Origin of the sequence: uncultured Fluviicola sp. (genome assembly GCF_902168135.1) — a bacterium.
In the GTDB taxonomy this organism is placed as follows: Bacteria; Bacteroidota; Bacteroidia; order Flavobacteriales_D; family Crocinitomicaceae; genus Fluviicola.
The window spans coordinates 118,502-134,121 of sequence record NZ_CABHOL010000054.1 but is presented as its reverse complement, the minus strand read 5'-3'; the positions used below and the strand labels follow the sequence as shown (position 1 = coordinate 134,121).

Genomic DNA, 15,620 nt, shown 5'->3' with positions numbered 1-15,620 from the left:
AAATTAGAACATGCTGTTCTTGCCGTAATCTAATCCTTATTTACTAATTAATTTTTCAAATAATTTAAAATCCAAACTTTCTGTTTCTTCTTTGCTTTGTAGTCATTAAAGGTCTTCGAAGCCAATTCCTGATCCAATGAATACAAGATAACCACATAGTAGTAATTATTTGACTCATTAATAACCAGGTATGACCCAGGATATTCACTCAGGTTTTTGGAAAGCATCTGATCCGCATTCTGCCTGTTCGAAAACACTCCCGTAATAACATAGAATCCATCCGGAGACTGGCTCTTATCCAGATTCACGAAGCTATACCCTTTTGCAACCGGAATGACTTCAGGAGTGGTAACAACCTTCGGTTTTACGGTATCAACAGGAACAGGCTTTTCGACCTTAGCCAAATTTGCCAAAGAATCCTTCTCTCTTTGCAAACGGTCCTTCTCAGCTCGTTCTTCCAATAAACGTTTCAACTGATTTTCCAGGTCATCCTTTAATCTTTGAACCGAATCACGCTGTTTTGCTGCCAAATCATCGGTTACACGAACTTCTTTTTCTACTACCTGAATTTCTTTCTCTCGCTTTCCTTTAAAGGAAAACCCTAAGAATAATTCGTGGTTCATTCCCGTATTGTATGTCTTGATAGAACCGATCAATAATTCATAGCTGTAACCCACTCTCAGGAAATCAAAAACACGGACCCCTGCATTAAATTGAACTGCGTAATCCGATTTATAGGTCGCAGAAGCCCAGATCACATCATTATACATTGCCATTACCGTTCCGTCGTATTGAAAAGGAACGTTCGGCATGTATCTCGCAACAGCATTCGGACGAATAATGAATTTTTCAGTTACGTGGAAATCATATTCCAACGACATCATATAGTGTCTTTCCAACTGGTAATATCCACGGCTTTTTTCGCGGGCATATTTGACTTTTCCACCGATAATCTGAGGAACAGAAATACCAATTCTCAAATCTTTCCAGTTATACATCAACCCAACATTCATATCGAAAGTAGGTGCTGTCGGTCTCAATCCCGTTAAATAAGGATCATCAATATCCTCGGCATTTATTTGGTTATAATCAATGCGATTATCCAATACACCGGCGGAAACTCCGAAACGGATATTGTTATTTTCATTGATTTTCAATTTATAGCTGTAATTCAGGCTAGACATTAACTGCTGCTGAATTCCCTGGTTCTGATGCGCAACGATTAGTCCCAATCCCATATTTCCTTTCGCTATGGGGCCTTCAACTGTAAGGTAATTATTTACTGCTGTAGAACCAAAAGATGAATAACGCTGATTGCGAACGAAACTCGCATTGACATAATCACTTGCCCCTGTGGAAGCCGGATTATAGACAAATGGATTTATCAGGTAATGATTGTAGAACGGAACTTGTTGTCCATATATACTTCCCCAGCAAAAACAAAGACAAAGTAGTAGTAGTAGTTTATTCATTTCCTAATAATGTAATTGTTCCTTTATATTCTTCTTCTGTTCCACCCTTCATAACAACATAGTAATAGGTTCCATTTGGCAATTTAGAACCGTTAAAACTACCATTCCAGTCGTTCTTGTAATCTTCGCTCTCATAAAGAATTTTACCATATTGGTTAAACACTTTAACAGTCGTCATCGGGAAAAATTCAACCCCCGTAATATTCCAGGTATCATTCACATTATCATTATTCATGGTAATGACATTGCGAATATTAAACTGGATCGGGTCCATAACAGTGATTAGAACGGAGTCTCCTCCGAAACACCCATTTGCATCAATTACATAGTATGAGTAGGTCGTTGTTATAGACGGTGTTGCAACAGGATTTGCACTTGCAGAGTCTGAAAGTGTTGCTCCCGGCATCCAGATACCTGTAACGCCGCCAGAACCATTTAACGTAATTGATTCTCCCAAATAGATGGATGTATCGTTACCCGCATCGGCAACAGGTAAAGGCAGCATGGTTATGGTAACCTGATTGGAAACGGCTGGCGGACAAACGCCATTCAATGCTGTTACCTGGAACAAAACATCTTCTACTATTGAAAAAGTGGTATAATCTATCGTATCGGAATTTGCTATCGTTTGCCACGTTACACCATTGTCTGTCGAGTACTCCCAAAACAAAGAATCTGCAGCCGATCCAACCAGATGCAGGTCTTCAACCTGGTACTCACAAACACTTCCGCTTTGGTTCAAAACTCCAACAACCGGTGCCGAATCTAATTTAATAATGGCTGTATCCGAATAATAATCCGGGCAGAAACCTCCTTCTAACAGAGCACGGTACATAGTTGTTACATTTTGCCCTGTATAATCGTATGAAGTGCTTGCACTACTTGGAATTGGAGTCCAGGTTGTTCCCCCATTCGTTGATAAATCCCAATTCAGAACAGGTGTAGTCATACCCGTCATGTTTAGAATTCCGGCAACAGCCGAAGCACACACGGTATCGGAAGGTCCTATGGTTGGTCGAACAGGTAATGGCTGAACATAAATAATTGCTGTATCCGAAACAACATCCGGACATTGGCCGCCTTCAGTGATCATTCGGTAATAAGTTGTCTGGGTAATGTTGGTATATCCCAAACTGGTCGGATTACTTCCGGTACCTGTCCAGGTTACCCCATTGTCTATCGAATATTCCCAATTCAATATCGGACCGAAAGCACCTGTTGCAGTGATAAAGCCTGTAGCATTGGTAATACACAAAGAATCACTTCCCACAAGTACGGTAGGTGCATAAACCGGATCCACATAGATCATTGCGGTATCGGAGTAAGCATCCGAACAAATTGCTCCATCTACGAGCACACGGTAAATGGTTGTACTGGTAAGTCCGGTGTAATTATAGGTTGTAAGTGTACTTGTAACATTTGTCCAGGTTCCACCTCCGTTCGTAGAGTATTCCCATTGAATCGGAGTTTGGTTATTTCCGGAAAGTGTAAGTACACCGTTAGCCACGTTTTCACACAAAGAATCTGATCCGGAAATGGTTCCTCCAACCGGAGGCGTTTGAACTGACACCGTAGCATAAGCTGAGATTGCATCCGGACAATATCCGCCATCAATCAATACGTGGTACTGCGTATTCTGCGTCACGTTCGTATACGCGTAGGAAGGTGTTGTTACTGCCGGCGCTATCGGTGTCCAGGTTGTTCCACCATTCGTGGAAGATTCCCAACCGGTAATTGTTCCGTAAGACCAACCTGAAAGTGATAGTGTTCCTGCATTTGCCCCTTCGCAAACAGTAATATCCGAAGTTACGGTTCCGGGAACAATCGGACAGTCATTCTGAACAGTCCACAATAAAGTATCATTGAGGTGGTTTACATCACCGGGCCTGGAAACCCAGACTTTCAATATATGCGCACCACAAGCTGACAAATCTGCTTTTTGGGAAAAACTAAAATTCCAGGAAGCACCCGCTGTCAAATTGGAAGATAAAGGCTGATTCACAACCGTTCCTCCATCCACACTGTAATATACCTGAATGGTATTGGAGGTCATGGTGGTGGCGGAATTATTGTTAACCAAAACAGTTACCGTCTCTATATTCGACAATGAACAACCGGAATTTGGAGAAAAGTGATTTTGTAACCAAACGTCCTGAGCTCTTGTTATAGAAGAAAATCCGGCAAGTATGGTCAACAAAAATAAGTATCGACGAAACATAGGGTATACGTGTTGATAAGCAGTATTATATTGAATTTTCTAACATTATCCAGATCGAAATTAACAGTTTTTTAAATGTAATCCAAATGCGTAATATGTACATTTACGTCGAAAAAGGGTATTTGGTTTCCAAAAGCCGGATATAATCCAACAAACCCCTTGTTTCAGTGTACATATTATAACTGATGGTCAATGATATATCAAAAATATTTCACAAAGCAAATTCCATTATTGATTTTATTAACAATTTCATTTCACCTGTTTTCACAGCGTGGAGAATTGGATGCTAAATCGTTTTTAGACTCGATTCAGAACAAACAGAACCAGTTATTGGACGTTCGTACTCCGGAAGAGTATAATCTGGGGCATATTGAGGGTGCCTTTCAAGCTGATTGGAACAATTTCGAGCAATTCAAAGAGCGGACAGCTTCACTGGACAAGCACAAACCATTGTATATCTATTGTTTAGCCGGTTCCAGAAGTGCTGCAGCCCAAAAGTGGCTGATCAAAGAGGGCTTTGAAAGGGTGATTAATCTTCGTGGCGGAATAAATGCCTGGAACCTGGAAGATCTTCCTGTTTCCGGCAAAAAGGAAGTTAAAGCGATTCCTCTATCCGAGTTTATGACTTCTCTTCCTAAAGACAAAACGGTACTCGTGGATGTTGGAGCAGAATGGTGTCCGCCCTGCAAAAAGATGAGTCCAATAATTACAGAAATATCAAAAGAATATCCGGTAATTTATGTCGATGGAGGAACTCAAACGCAATTAGCCAAAGACCTTCGTGCAGACGCATTTCCAACATTTATCGTCTATAAAAACGGAATGGAAGCAGGACGTATTACGGGAGTTTGTTCGAAGGAGGACCTGAAGAGTTTACTGGAGTAAAGGGAATTTGTGAATTCTCGTTTTGTTATTTACCAAGCAATCCGATAGCTTCTTCCCTATCTCTCCAAATATCTTCTAAAGTCATTTGAAAAGCAGGATTCCTGGTCAACCACCCCTGTAAATAATGCTTGTGGATCATTATTTTCCAATCAACCACCTGGTTCGGATCAATACGCTGCTCCCGAACAATTTTCGGAGCAATTACTTCCATCCGATTAGAAGCATCTGTATAATCGAATCGTTCTCCCTGAAAACGCAGGTAACAATGACATTCCGGGATATTCGGATAACTTTTATCCGTAAAAAAACCATTTAATCGGGAATGTGTTTCTTCATTCATCAGGAAAATTCCGGCTATCAATTCCACTTCGGGATGTCCGTTTTCTAATGCCAGGGAAGCCAGTAAAGCGTGTTTGGAAGAGCATGTGCCTTTCATTTCTGAAAGTACCAACCCAAAATCTTCGCGATTCGTATTTCTGCCATAAGGAAGCTTAGCAATAAAACCGCAGGCTTCTTTGAAGGATGTCATTTTCAGTTCACGAAAACGTGAAGAATAAATCTGATCGGATGAAAGTTCAAAGTCTAACATTAAATTATGAATTGGGTAATTATCAATTATCAAGCAGGTTCTCTTGATAATTACGTCATTGATCATTCATAATTTTACATCCCCGGCATTCCGCCGCGCATTCCTTTCATTTGCTTCATCATTCCCATCATGTTCTTCGGATTACTCATCATTTTCATCATCTTCTTAGTATCCTCGAACTGTTTCAGCAGTTTATTCACTTCCTGGATATTTGTCCCGGACCCCGCAGCAATACGGTTTTTGCGCTGACCATTCATAATAGAAGGATTTGCACGCTCTTTCGGCGTCATGGAATAAATAATAGCTTCGATATGTTTGAATGCATCGTCCTGGATATCCACATCTTTGACAGCTTTTCCCATTCCGGGGATCATTCCCATCAAGTCTTTTACATTACCCATTTTCTTGATCTGCTGGATTTGACCCAAGAAGTCATTGAAATCAAACTGATCTTTCTGAATGCGTTTCTGAAGTTTGCGAGCCTCTTCTTCGTTGAATTGTTCCTGAGCACGTTCTACCAATGAAACAACGTCACCCATTCCTAAAATCCGATCGGCCATACGCTTTGGATAGAACACATCCAATGCGTCCATCTTCTCGCCTGTTCCTACAAATTTGATCGGTTTATCTACAACGGTTTTGATTGACAATGCTGCTCCCCCACGGGTATCACCATCCAACTTGGTCAAAACTACCCCGTCAAAATTGATGCGGTCGTTAAATGCTTTCGCTGTATTGACTGCATCCTGCCCAGTCATGGAATCCACTACGAACAAAGTTTCCGTTGGCTTGATCGCATCTTTTACACGAGCAATCTCGTCCATCATTGCTTCGTCAATTGCCAAACGCCCGGCAGTATCGACAATCACAACGTTAAAACCTTTACTTCTGGCATGATTGATTGCTTCGGTAGCGATTTTAACCGGATCTTTTTCTTCTTTATTGGAGTAAACCTCGATTCCAAGTTGTTCACCCAGAACATGCAGCTGATCGATAGCAGCAGGACGGTAAACATCACAGGCAACCAACAACGGTTTTTTATTCTTTTTTGTCTTTAGATAGCTGGCCAATTTTCCGGAGAAAGTGGTTTTACCCGACCCCTGAAGACCTGACATCAAAACAATTCCCGGATTTCCCTGGATTTGAATCTCACTTTCGTTACCCCCCATTAATTCTACCAACTCTTCGTGGCAGATCTTCACCATTAACTGGCTCGGGGAAATAGCAGTTAGTACGTTTGCACCCATTGCCTTGTCTTTCACACGAACGGTGAAATCTTTGGCAGTCTTAAAGTTCACATCGGCATCCAATAAGGCTCTGCGAACCTCTTTCAATGTTTCTGCTACGTTAATTTCAGTAATTTGTCCTTGTCCTTTCAGGACTTTAAAGGCGCGTTCAAACTTATCGGTAAGATTATCAAACATGCTATTGAGCGATTTTTTTGGAATACAAAGATAAGACTAATTGAAAATGTAAAATTGAAAATTGAAAAGGAATTACATAATTTATGAAAAGATTCCTTCAAATGAAACCTTTTCAATTGTCCTATTATCAATTTTCCATTCAAAACCGTACCAAAGCACTGTATCCAAGCAATCCAAGTGACTGGGTCATCACTCCGCCAATAAACGTAGAATCATTGATAAATGACAATGATCCTGCCAAACGATAGCTGTTTACGCTTTGCGGGTGGTTTTTCATATTCATATAGGTCAATCGCTTTTTGTTGCTTCCATTTGCATCCATCACCCACCAGTCGGCTCCCTGTAATTGCCCGGGGAAAATATCGCAGTTCGCCCCGGTCATGTACACAATTTTTTGCCCGTTTGGCGTGTAGGTCGGTGACTGAGAAAAGCTTTCTGTTGTCAGTTTCGTAGTATTCCCGCTAGCCAGATCTATGCGGTAAATCGGAGTTGCTATCAGGTTATGTGATTCGAAAGTACTGTAAACCAATATGTCCGTTTTCGAAGGACTGATACTCTCCACTTCTCCTCCGGCCGGTTCATTTCCAGGCTGGTATGTTCGAATATTGGAGAAAACCGGGTTTGGATTCCAACTCACATCTGCAACTTTGAAGACATAAGCACCGGCGGCTAAGTTCAGATCCGGGAAAACCGGCGCCTGAATACGTTCTGTCCAGGTAAACATGGTCCCGTCGTTTGAAATTGCCCCGTGAATGATCCCGTGATTATAATCATTCGGAAAATTAGTCATCTGCCAGGCCTGGCTTCCATCCCGTTTAATGATCCAGAGATCGGTATAAGCTCCGTAGCCGGGTATAGCATCTTCGGGAGTTCGTGTATGACCACTTTCGGCAACATAATCCGTTTTTTCAATATAACAGTACAAATATTGTCCGGTCGGATCCCATTCTTCAGCCCATTGATGCCTGTCAGGATCCCAGCCCGGATATGTCAGCTGTACCTCCCCGCTCCCATCGTAATTGGAAATATAAATCTTGTATGTTCCGTCACCATCCGGTTTATTATAAGCCACACTGTTTGTAGCCTGGTTATAAATTACTCCCATGGCATTTTCCTTATACACTTCCATTGAGGCGTATGTTGTACCGTTGTTTTCCGGGTCAACGGGTTTCTTTTTACAGGAATTGAGAACAAAACCTGTAATTAATAAGGTGTAAAGAATTGCAGTAGTTTTCATAGAACAGGCTTAGAATGAAACGAATATTTTACAAGTAAGGCGTGCGATTAATCGCACGCCTTACTTTAACTATTATTGATTCTTTAACCCCAGCTTCGAATTTTTCCGGCTATACAGGAAATAGATTACCAAGCCCACAGCCAGCCAAATCACAAATGCGATCCAGTTGCGGAGCTCGATCTGGCTCATCATGTACAAACAGGAAAGCAATCCGAGAAGAGGAATCAACGACAAGTTTTTACGGATGGTTACGATGGTAATAAATAAAGTAAACAAAATGAAAATCCAGGTTGGAATCTTATGTGCAAAATGAGAAAAACCACTATTGTATAATCGTTTACCGGTAACACCTATTGGTCTTAATGCATTTTCAATGTCAATCTTAGGCCCCTGGGCATAGTAGTCCTCCAAATCAGAATCCATTAATTTAAATCCTTTTTCATCGTACCCTTCCAGGAAATGGACCAATTGTTCTTTGGTTTCCGTATCTAGTTCGGCAACGGTCTCCGCTCCTGAGGTGCTTTTGATTCCCTTCAGGCATGTTTTCAGGTCGATTTTCGGGGCTTGCTCAAAATAAGCCAATAAATCGGAGCCTAAACGCTCCAATCCTTCTTTGTCAACAGCTGCAACTGTTTTGTTCAGCTGTGCTGACTCAGCTTCCGATAAATCCACTATCAGGTCTTTCGTCTCTTTGAGTTCCGATTCGTTTTTCAGGAAAGCCATGAGCTCACTTTTATATTGAACAAACCCGAAAACAATTCCTCCGACTACCAGGAATGGCAATACATATTTTCCGTTGACATAAGGTGTACGGAACTTCCCTCGCGGAATATCCGTTTTGTTCTGCAGGATCAATACTCCGCCGCAAACCAATACAAAAGCAAATAAAGTACCGATACTGCAAAGGTCCGTAACCATTGTTAAGTTCATGAACAAGGCCGGAACTGCAACTACAAACCCAACAACAACTGTTGCGAATGAAGGCGTTTTGTATTTCGGGTGAACTTTGGAGAATTTCTTAGGCAGCAAACCATCCCTGCTCATTGACATCCAGATACGCGGCTGTCCCATTTGGAAAACCAACAGCACGGAGGCCATCGCAATGACAGCAGAAACAGCAATAATTCCCGACATCCATTTCAGATCGATTTCACGAAAAACGAATGCAAGCGGGTCACCGACACCCAACAGTTTATAATTCACCAATCCGGTCAGGATCAATGAAATGATAACATACAAAATGGTACAAATAATGATTGCCCACATCATTCCACGCGGAAGATCGCGTTGCGGGTTCTCACACTCTTCGGCAGTAGTAGAAATCGCATCAAAACCGATATAGGCAAAGAAAACGGCAGAAACTCCTTTTAAGATACCGGAAACTCCGTTCGGTGCAAATGGGCTCCAGTTTTCAGTATCTACATAAAAGATTCCCACAGCAATTACCAACAGAATTATTGCCAGCTTAATGACTACCATTACGTTGCTGGCATTCCGACTTTCCTTCATTCCCCGATATACCAGCCAGGTAATCAATACAATGATAAACAAAGCCGGCAGGTCAAAAATAATGTGAAAGTTGAAAATCGTGGGGGAAGTTTTCCAGGCGGTATAAGCTGCCTGCAAACCGCTATCCAGGTTCTCAATACTCTTCCCTCCCTGCATCAGGGCATATGCTTCTTCATAGCCGTTATGAGCCGTCAGGTAATCTGTTTGTATCCATTGCGGAAGGTGGATGTTCAGCCCTTCGAGCATCCCCGTAAAATAATCACTCCAACTGATAGCAACGGTGATATTCCCGATGGCATATTCCATGATCAGCGCCCAGCCGATCACCCAGGCAATGATTTCTCCGAAGGCGACATAAGAATAAGTATATGCAGATCCGGCAACCGGTACCATGGATGCAAATTCCGCATAGGCAAAAGCTGCAAATCCACAGGCAACCGCAGTGAAAATGAATAAAAAAATCACTGCCGGACCGCCGTTTGAACTCGCTTCACCAATGGTAGAAAAAATACCGGCCCCAATAATCGCCGCAATTCCAAAAGCCGCCAGATCTCGTACTTTCAAATGTTTTCCAAGTGACTCATGACCGTCAGACTGACCTTGTTGTGTCGATGCCAGAATGTCCTGGACAGTTTTTTTACGGAAGAGGGAATTTTGTTTCATAGTATTTCGCAAGGGAAACAAAAATAAGAAAAAGCTTTAGCTTTTGATACCTGGCAAACGTTAGAGCAGCCAGAATTTATCCAAACTCAACAAAACAAAAACCTTTTCTCTTGTTTTTTACCCTTAGAAGCTTTAGCTTTTGATAACTGGCAAACGTTAGTGCGGCCAGAATTTATCCAAACTCAACAAAACAAAACCTTTTCCCTCTACTTTTTACCCATAGAAGTATCAGCTTTTGATATGCCAAACGTAAGTACCTTGATATTATTTGAATCGATAAATCTTTAATCGAAGATTACAGATATCTGCCGGATTCATTACTTTTACGGCTGGTTACCTAAAAAGCCTATTATGTTAAAACAGACTTTCATTCTAACTTTCCTATTATCACTATCTGTTTCGGGTGCTTTGTTTGCTCAATCCAAAACGGACTTCAATAACTACAGAACGCTTCTTTCCAACGGTTCCATTCCGGATGACATTCGTCTTACCACCCCTGAAAAAGTGGAGCGTGATATGCAGATAAGCCGCCCTGAACTTGCTTCTTCCGTAAAACGGAAATTCTATGTCGGGATTCATACTTCCATTGATAGAATCCTTCATTCGGAAGATTGTGTGTTCGGAGACCCGATTTCAACATACGTTAAAGACATTGCGAAGAATTTATTGAAGGATGATGCGGAAACTTTCAGCCAGTTGCGTTTTTATACCTTAAAATCCAACGAAACGAATGCATTTTCTACCGATCAGGGAATTATTTTCGTAACTACCGGATTGATATCACAGGTTAGCTCGGAAGCCCAGATTGCTTATATACTGGCGCACGAAATAGCACATTATAAGCGTAAACACGTATTGGAACGCTTCAAACAAAACGTTACCCTGAAAAATGCCGACTATTATGAATTAAGCACATACAGTAAGGAACGTGAATTGGAAGCAGATGCAGATGCCATCGAACTTTACAAGAAAGCCGGATACGATGAAGCATTGATCGAACCTACTTTCGATGTGTTGATGTACTCCTACCTTCCGTTTGACGAAGTCAGAATCCCGGAAAACTTTTTCAATTCCAACGAATTTTACGTACCCGATTTCAAATTCCCAAAAGAAGTTTTTGCAATCACTGCAGAAGAAAACTATAACGACAGCAAAAGCTCCCATCCGAATATTTCCAAAAGGAAAAAACAGGTTTTGGAGGTACTTGAAAAAGGCAGCGGCTGGACGGGAAGTCCAACTATTTTAGGTGCGGACCGTTTCAATGAGATCCGTACTATTGCCCGTTTTGAATCGATTAGAAACAGCATTATTTCCCTGGACCTGACGAATGCTTTGTATTCCATTTACATCCTGGAAAAAGAATTTCCGCAGTCGAACTACCTCACTTCCATGAAGGCAAAAACCTGGCTGGCACTTGCACAGACCAAGTCTCAAAGCATGTCAAAACCTTATGAATCACGCAAGCATAAAGAAGGTGAAATAGCGGCACTTCATTCCATATTAAAGAAAATGGACAAGCTGGAGCTTGCTTCCATTGCGCTCAGACAAATCTATGATATCCGTGCTGCCCAACCGGCAAACCAGGAAATTCAGGCGATCTATGAACGAATGGTTGAAACAGCAGCTAACACAAAACAATTTTCTCTGGAATCCTTTTCAAAGTACAATTACCAGCAGGCTGTTCAGCGCAACAAATCCTACAATGATTCGATCGCTAAAATTCCGGTTGACAGTTTGTCAAAAGCAACTCCGCCAGCAGTAAACGAATCCAAGTATGACAAGATCAAGAAAAAAAGATCGGTAGACGGAAATATTGACCTGCAGGTTTTTGATTCAACCGCTTATTACCTCTACGGGATGCAGGATATTATGTCCGACAGCAGCTTTGTAAAAACTTTTAAGGAATTTCAGAACAAATCCACAAATAGTTCGAAAAACAGCGAAAACAATTCGAGGTTAATTCCGGCGATCCCTGACCTGAAGAACAAAAGCATAGCCCTGGTTGAACCGGATGTGGAAATTTTAGAATCATCCAAAAAAACTGTAAAAGTTTCTGAGTCTATTAAAGCCAATGCCACAGAGCTGGTCGTTGCAGAGGCGGCAGACAACGGATACAATATAAATACAGACAATGCTCCCAACGAGCTGACCATAGAAGGTATCCAGGCTTTTACATTCCTGAAAACAGCGTTAATACAAACGAAAGGATACTCCAAAGTAAACTTCTTCCCTGTTGATTATTTAGAATTGCAAAGCATGGCTAAGAAATACAGTTCCGATGTGATCATGATCCCGAGCATCCTTTACGTCGACAGTAAGAAAAGCGCACCGATGGACATTGCAAGACCGGTTATTGCAACCTGGTATGTCCCACCAATGGCTGTGATCCTTTTAACAGGAAAACTGCTTGACTCACAAAAAACAGCGATCCAGTTTGTCGGAGTGGACCTGAAGAATGGTCATGCTGACCAATCCAATGTTTACATGATCAGCGGAAGACCTTCCAGAATTTTGCTTGGGTCTAAAATTTATGAAATTTTCAAATCAACTAACTAAAATCACATGTTAAGAATAGTATCTCTAATCCTTACTGTTTCTTTAATCAGCGCAGTTTCTTTTGCCCAAACAACCAAAAGTGATGCTGCAAAGAAAAAAAGCCAGCTAACCGGATTTTACGGAAAACGCTTCACACTTCAGTTGGGAGCAGGAGCTCATCACAATACACTTTTAAAGCTGATCAGCTATAATGAATCAAAACTCCGTACTTATGCTTATTACAGCAAATACAGGAATCAGATCAAAAGCGATCAATTCAACTACAGCCTTTACGCCAACCTCGGATTTACGTTAAAAGAACGTGTGGCATTGTCCCTGGATTTCAATTACTATGCAGGCAATATCTTCCTGCAGAATTTGGAAACCAAGGCAATTTATGACGAATGGGGATACTATGTTACAACTATCGGTGGATATGACGCAAGGGTGAAGTACAACACCTTCCGTATCATGCCCCGGATTGAGATTGGATCAAAAGGTTCCAACATGCCTGCCGGATTAGTACATGTGCTGGGACTTGGTGTTGAACTTTCCAAATTAAAATCAGGGAACTACAAGGCTATTACAGCTTCGGAAGCTGTCGATTATGGCTTCTACCCAACTGACTCTATTGCAATCAGCAACCAGGATATTCGTTTCGCAGACGAAATGGTCGTTAACCTGACGGTCATGTATGGATTGGAATACCGACTTCCCATATCGAAAAACATTGCCTGGAACTTTGGCGGATATGTTCATCTGAACCTACCCATCCAGTCAGCACTTGACGATTTTATCGGTTCGGTGGATTACTACTATTATCCTTATGGAGTAACGAATTACTCGGAAGAACATAAAAATCAATTGTCGCGTTACCGTTTTCAGAATTTATTCAGTCTGCGTACCGGGGTGGTGATTATGTTGTAACATTTCCAACTTTTCGAAAAACAATTCATCAGATTACAAAATCCGACCAGCGGGTTCTAACCAAACTCCACGATGTATGTTGAAATCACTATGCATGTCGATAGGTTTATGCCTGGCATTAACGGCATCCGGTCAATCGGAAACCGGGTTTTACGGAAAGCGTTTCACATTACAGCTTGGAGCAGGTGCACATCATAACACTTTACTGAAGCTGGCAAGCCGTTCCGAAAGAACTTTTCTGAAGAACGACTATTACCGGAATTACCGAAAACAAACAGGAACCAATCCATTCAACTACAGCTTCTATGCCTGCATGGGAGTTGTTCTAAAGGAAGGAGTTAGCTTTTCACTTGATTTTCAATGCTATTACGGAAAGATTTTTTTCAGCGACCTGGGTATCGAATACCATGAATCATCCTATCCGGGAGGAGGCTATTATTACACCAGTACATACGACTGTCTTGTCAACTACAATACCATCCGGTTGATGCCGCGCATCGAAATCAGTTCCGAAAACTCGAATGCCCCGACCGGCTTGACACATATACTTGGAATTGGAGTAGAAATCTCCCAATTAAAATCCGGGAATTACCGGTGTATTGATTCCAATTACAGCGGAACCACTTTCTCTCCCGACTCTATTCTGATCACCACAGACTATATCAGGCTGGGAAAAGAGAACGCCATTAACATTACACTGATGTACGGAATGGAATACCGCATCCCGCTATCCAGATCTTTCGCATGGAATTTCGGAGGTTACCTGCATGCAAATTTACCGGCACTTTTCCCTTCTTACATAGATGATTCACCTTATTTCACAAGTGAAAGAGATCAGCATCGAAAGTTAGCCCTTCATCGTTTTCAGAATTTATTCAGTCTGCGGACCGGACTGGTCATCATGCTATAAATGCTAAAACCCCATTTTATTCCAAATAACTAACAGGCATGATTTTGAATTTTGAATTTTGAATATTTTCCAACCTTTTTGTTAAATAAGTATTCATTAGGTAAATAAAGATTACCATTCAAGTAAAATCGATTTGGTAAATCATGTAAAATTGTAATTTTAGAAAAAAATAAACTATGAAATTAAATTTACTCTTAGCTACTAGCTTGATTGCAGGAGCTGCTTTCGGTCAGTTCACAGATGCAAATAAACCTGCAATCGGAACCACAGTTACCATGTATGTGATGGATTCCAACACAGTTGATTTCGCTGCAATGACGGGAACAAATCAAACATGGGATTACAGTACTACTCCGGGAATTTACGGTGAAACAAGAGATGTTGCTGTTGTAGCTCCGTCTTCTACTGCTTATTCGGGAGATTATCCTTCTTCTACATTTGCGGTTGAAATCCCAGGATTCGTTACTTCATTCTACACATCAACTGCAAGCAACCGCAATTCACAAGGATTTGTGTTTGACGCCGGTTCTTTCGGAGGAACAGCAATCGTAAAATTGAATTCAAACGATGAGTTGTTAATGAACTACCCGTATGATTTCGGAAGTACTCCAATTGCTTCTGATCCTTTTTCAGGAGACGCAAATGTAATGGGTAATGATTATCCGACTACGGGAACGGTTTCAACATCTGTAGATGGTACAGGAACATTGATATTGAATGCTGCAACAACTTTAACAGGTGTTTTACGCTACAAATCGCATGATGTGGCTTCTGTATCGATTCCTTTAATAGGAACTATCACTATGGACCGCACACAATACGAGTACTACCACCACGCAACATCTAACTTACCGGTGTTTGTTCACGCTACGCTGGTAATTAACCTTGGAGGTAGTCCAACAACTCAAACAATTGCTATGAGCAGCGTTGCTCCGGATGAGTATTTGAGCGTATCCGAAAACAATCAAATCGCATTCGGTATGTATCCGAACCCTGCAAATGAATCAGTTGTTATTTCAGGATTGACCGGAAACGAACAGATCTCAATCGTTGACATGGCGGGAAGAACAGTTTTGACAGCTCAAAACAACGGAACTTCTCAAACATTGAACGTAGCTGATTTCCAGGCTGGTATTTACAACGTAGTTGTTACTGCTAACGGAATCAAATCAACAAAAAAATTGACTATCAACTAAGAAATAGTCAGCTTGATACTTAAAAATCCCTTCCCGGTTAAACCGGGAAGGGATT

At 41.4% G+C, this 15,620-nt stretch carries 11 protein-coding genes; 5 read left to right on the top strand and 6 right to left on the bottom strand.

Annotated features, from left to right (window positions below):
- Positions 1–47 precede the first annotated feature (47 nt).
- Positions 48–1,472: a PorP/SprF family type IX secretion system membrane protein gene (locus QZT69_RS18425; protein ID WP_294680086.1), complete on the bottom strand. Its 1,425-nt coding sequence runs from the start codon at positions 1,470–1,472 to the stop codon at positions 48–50.
- Entirely contained in the window at positions 1,465–3,690 is a 2,226-nt protein-coding gene (locus tag QZT69_RS18420) for a gliding motility-associated C-terminal domain-containing protein (RefSeq protein WP_294680069.1), read from the bottom strand. The genes QZT69_RS18425 and QZT69_RS18420 overlap by 8 nt, the downstream gene beginning before the upstream one ends.
- 231 nt (positions 3,691–3,921) lie before the next feature.
- Here QZT69_RS18420 and QZT69_RS18415 point away from each other — a divergent pair, with 231 nt between their 5' ends.
- Positions 3,922–4,575, top strand: coding sequence for a rhodanese-like domain-containing protein (locus QZT69_RS18415; protein ID WP_294680062.1), 654 nt, complete (start codon positions 3,922–3,924; stop codon positions 4,573–4,575).
- A gap of 25 nt (positions 4,576–4,600) precedes the next feature.
- Here the strand turns inward: QZT69_RS18415 and QZT69_RS18410 are convergent, their stop codons facing one another.
- From QZT69_RS18410 to QZT69_RS18395, 4 genes are all read right to left on the bottom strand, one after another.
- Entirely contained in the window at positions 4,601–5,164 is a 564-nt protein-coding gene (locus QZT69_RS18410) for a hypothetical protein (protein ID WP_294680053.1), read from the bottom strand.
- 74 nt (positions 5,165–5,238) lie between these two features.
- A complete protein-coding gene (gene ffh / locus QZT69_RS18405) occupies positions 5,239–6,588 on the bottom strand; it encodes a signal recognition particle protein (protein ID WP_294680044.1) in 1,350 nt (449 codons plus the stop codon).
- Between the two features lie 139 nt (positions 6,589–6,727).
- Positions 6,728–7,825: a hypothetical protein gene (locus tag QZT69_RS18400; protein WP_294680026.1), complete on the bottom strand. Its 1,098-nt coding sequence runs from the start codon at positions 7,823–7,825 to the stop codon at positions 6,728–6,730.
- 72 nt (positions 7,826–7,897) lie between these two features.
- Positions 7,898–9,997 (bottom strand): amino acid permease, encoded by a 2,100-nt coding sequence (locus QZT69_RS18395; protein ID WP_294680020.1) that lies wholly within the window; start codon positions 9,995–9,997, stop codon positions 7,898–7,900.
- A 351-nt stretch (positions 9,998–10,348) separates the two neighbouring features.
- Here QZT69_RS18395 and QZT69_RS18390 point away from each other — a divergent pair, with 351 nt between their 5' ends.
- The 4 genes from QZT69_RS18390 to QZT69_RS18375 all read left to right on the top strand — a co-directional run bounded on the left by QZT69_RS18390 (position 10,349) and on the right by QZT69_RS18375 (position 15,565).
- Entirely contained in the window at positions 10,349–12,553 is a 2,205-nt protein-coding gene (locus tag QZT69_RS18390; protein ID WP_294680013.1) for a M48 family metallopeptidase, read from the top strand.
- 6 nt (positions 12,554–12,559) lie between these two features.
- Positions 12,560–13,459 (top strand): hypothetical protein, encoded by a 900-nt coding sequence (locus tag QZT69_RS18385; RefSeq protein WP_294680005.1) that lies wholly within the window; start codon positions 12,560–12,562, stop codon positions 13,457–13,459.
- 76 nt (positions 13,460–13,535) lie between these two features.
- A complete protein-coding gene (locus QZT69_RS18380; RefSeq protein WP_294679998.1) occupies positions 13,536–14,369 on the top strand; it encodes a hypothetical protein in 834 nt (277 codons plus the stop codon).
- A 176-nt stretch (positions 14,370–14,545) separates the two neighbouring features.
- Positions 14,546–15,565, top strand: coding sequence for a T9SS type A sorting domain-containing protein (locus QZT69_RS18375; RefSeq protein WP_294679993.1), 1,020 nt, complete (start codon positions 14,546–14,548; stop codon positions 15,563–15,565).
- The last annotated feature ends 55 nt before the right edge of the window (positions 15,566–15,620 follow it).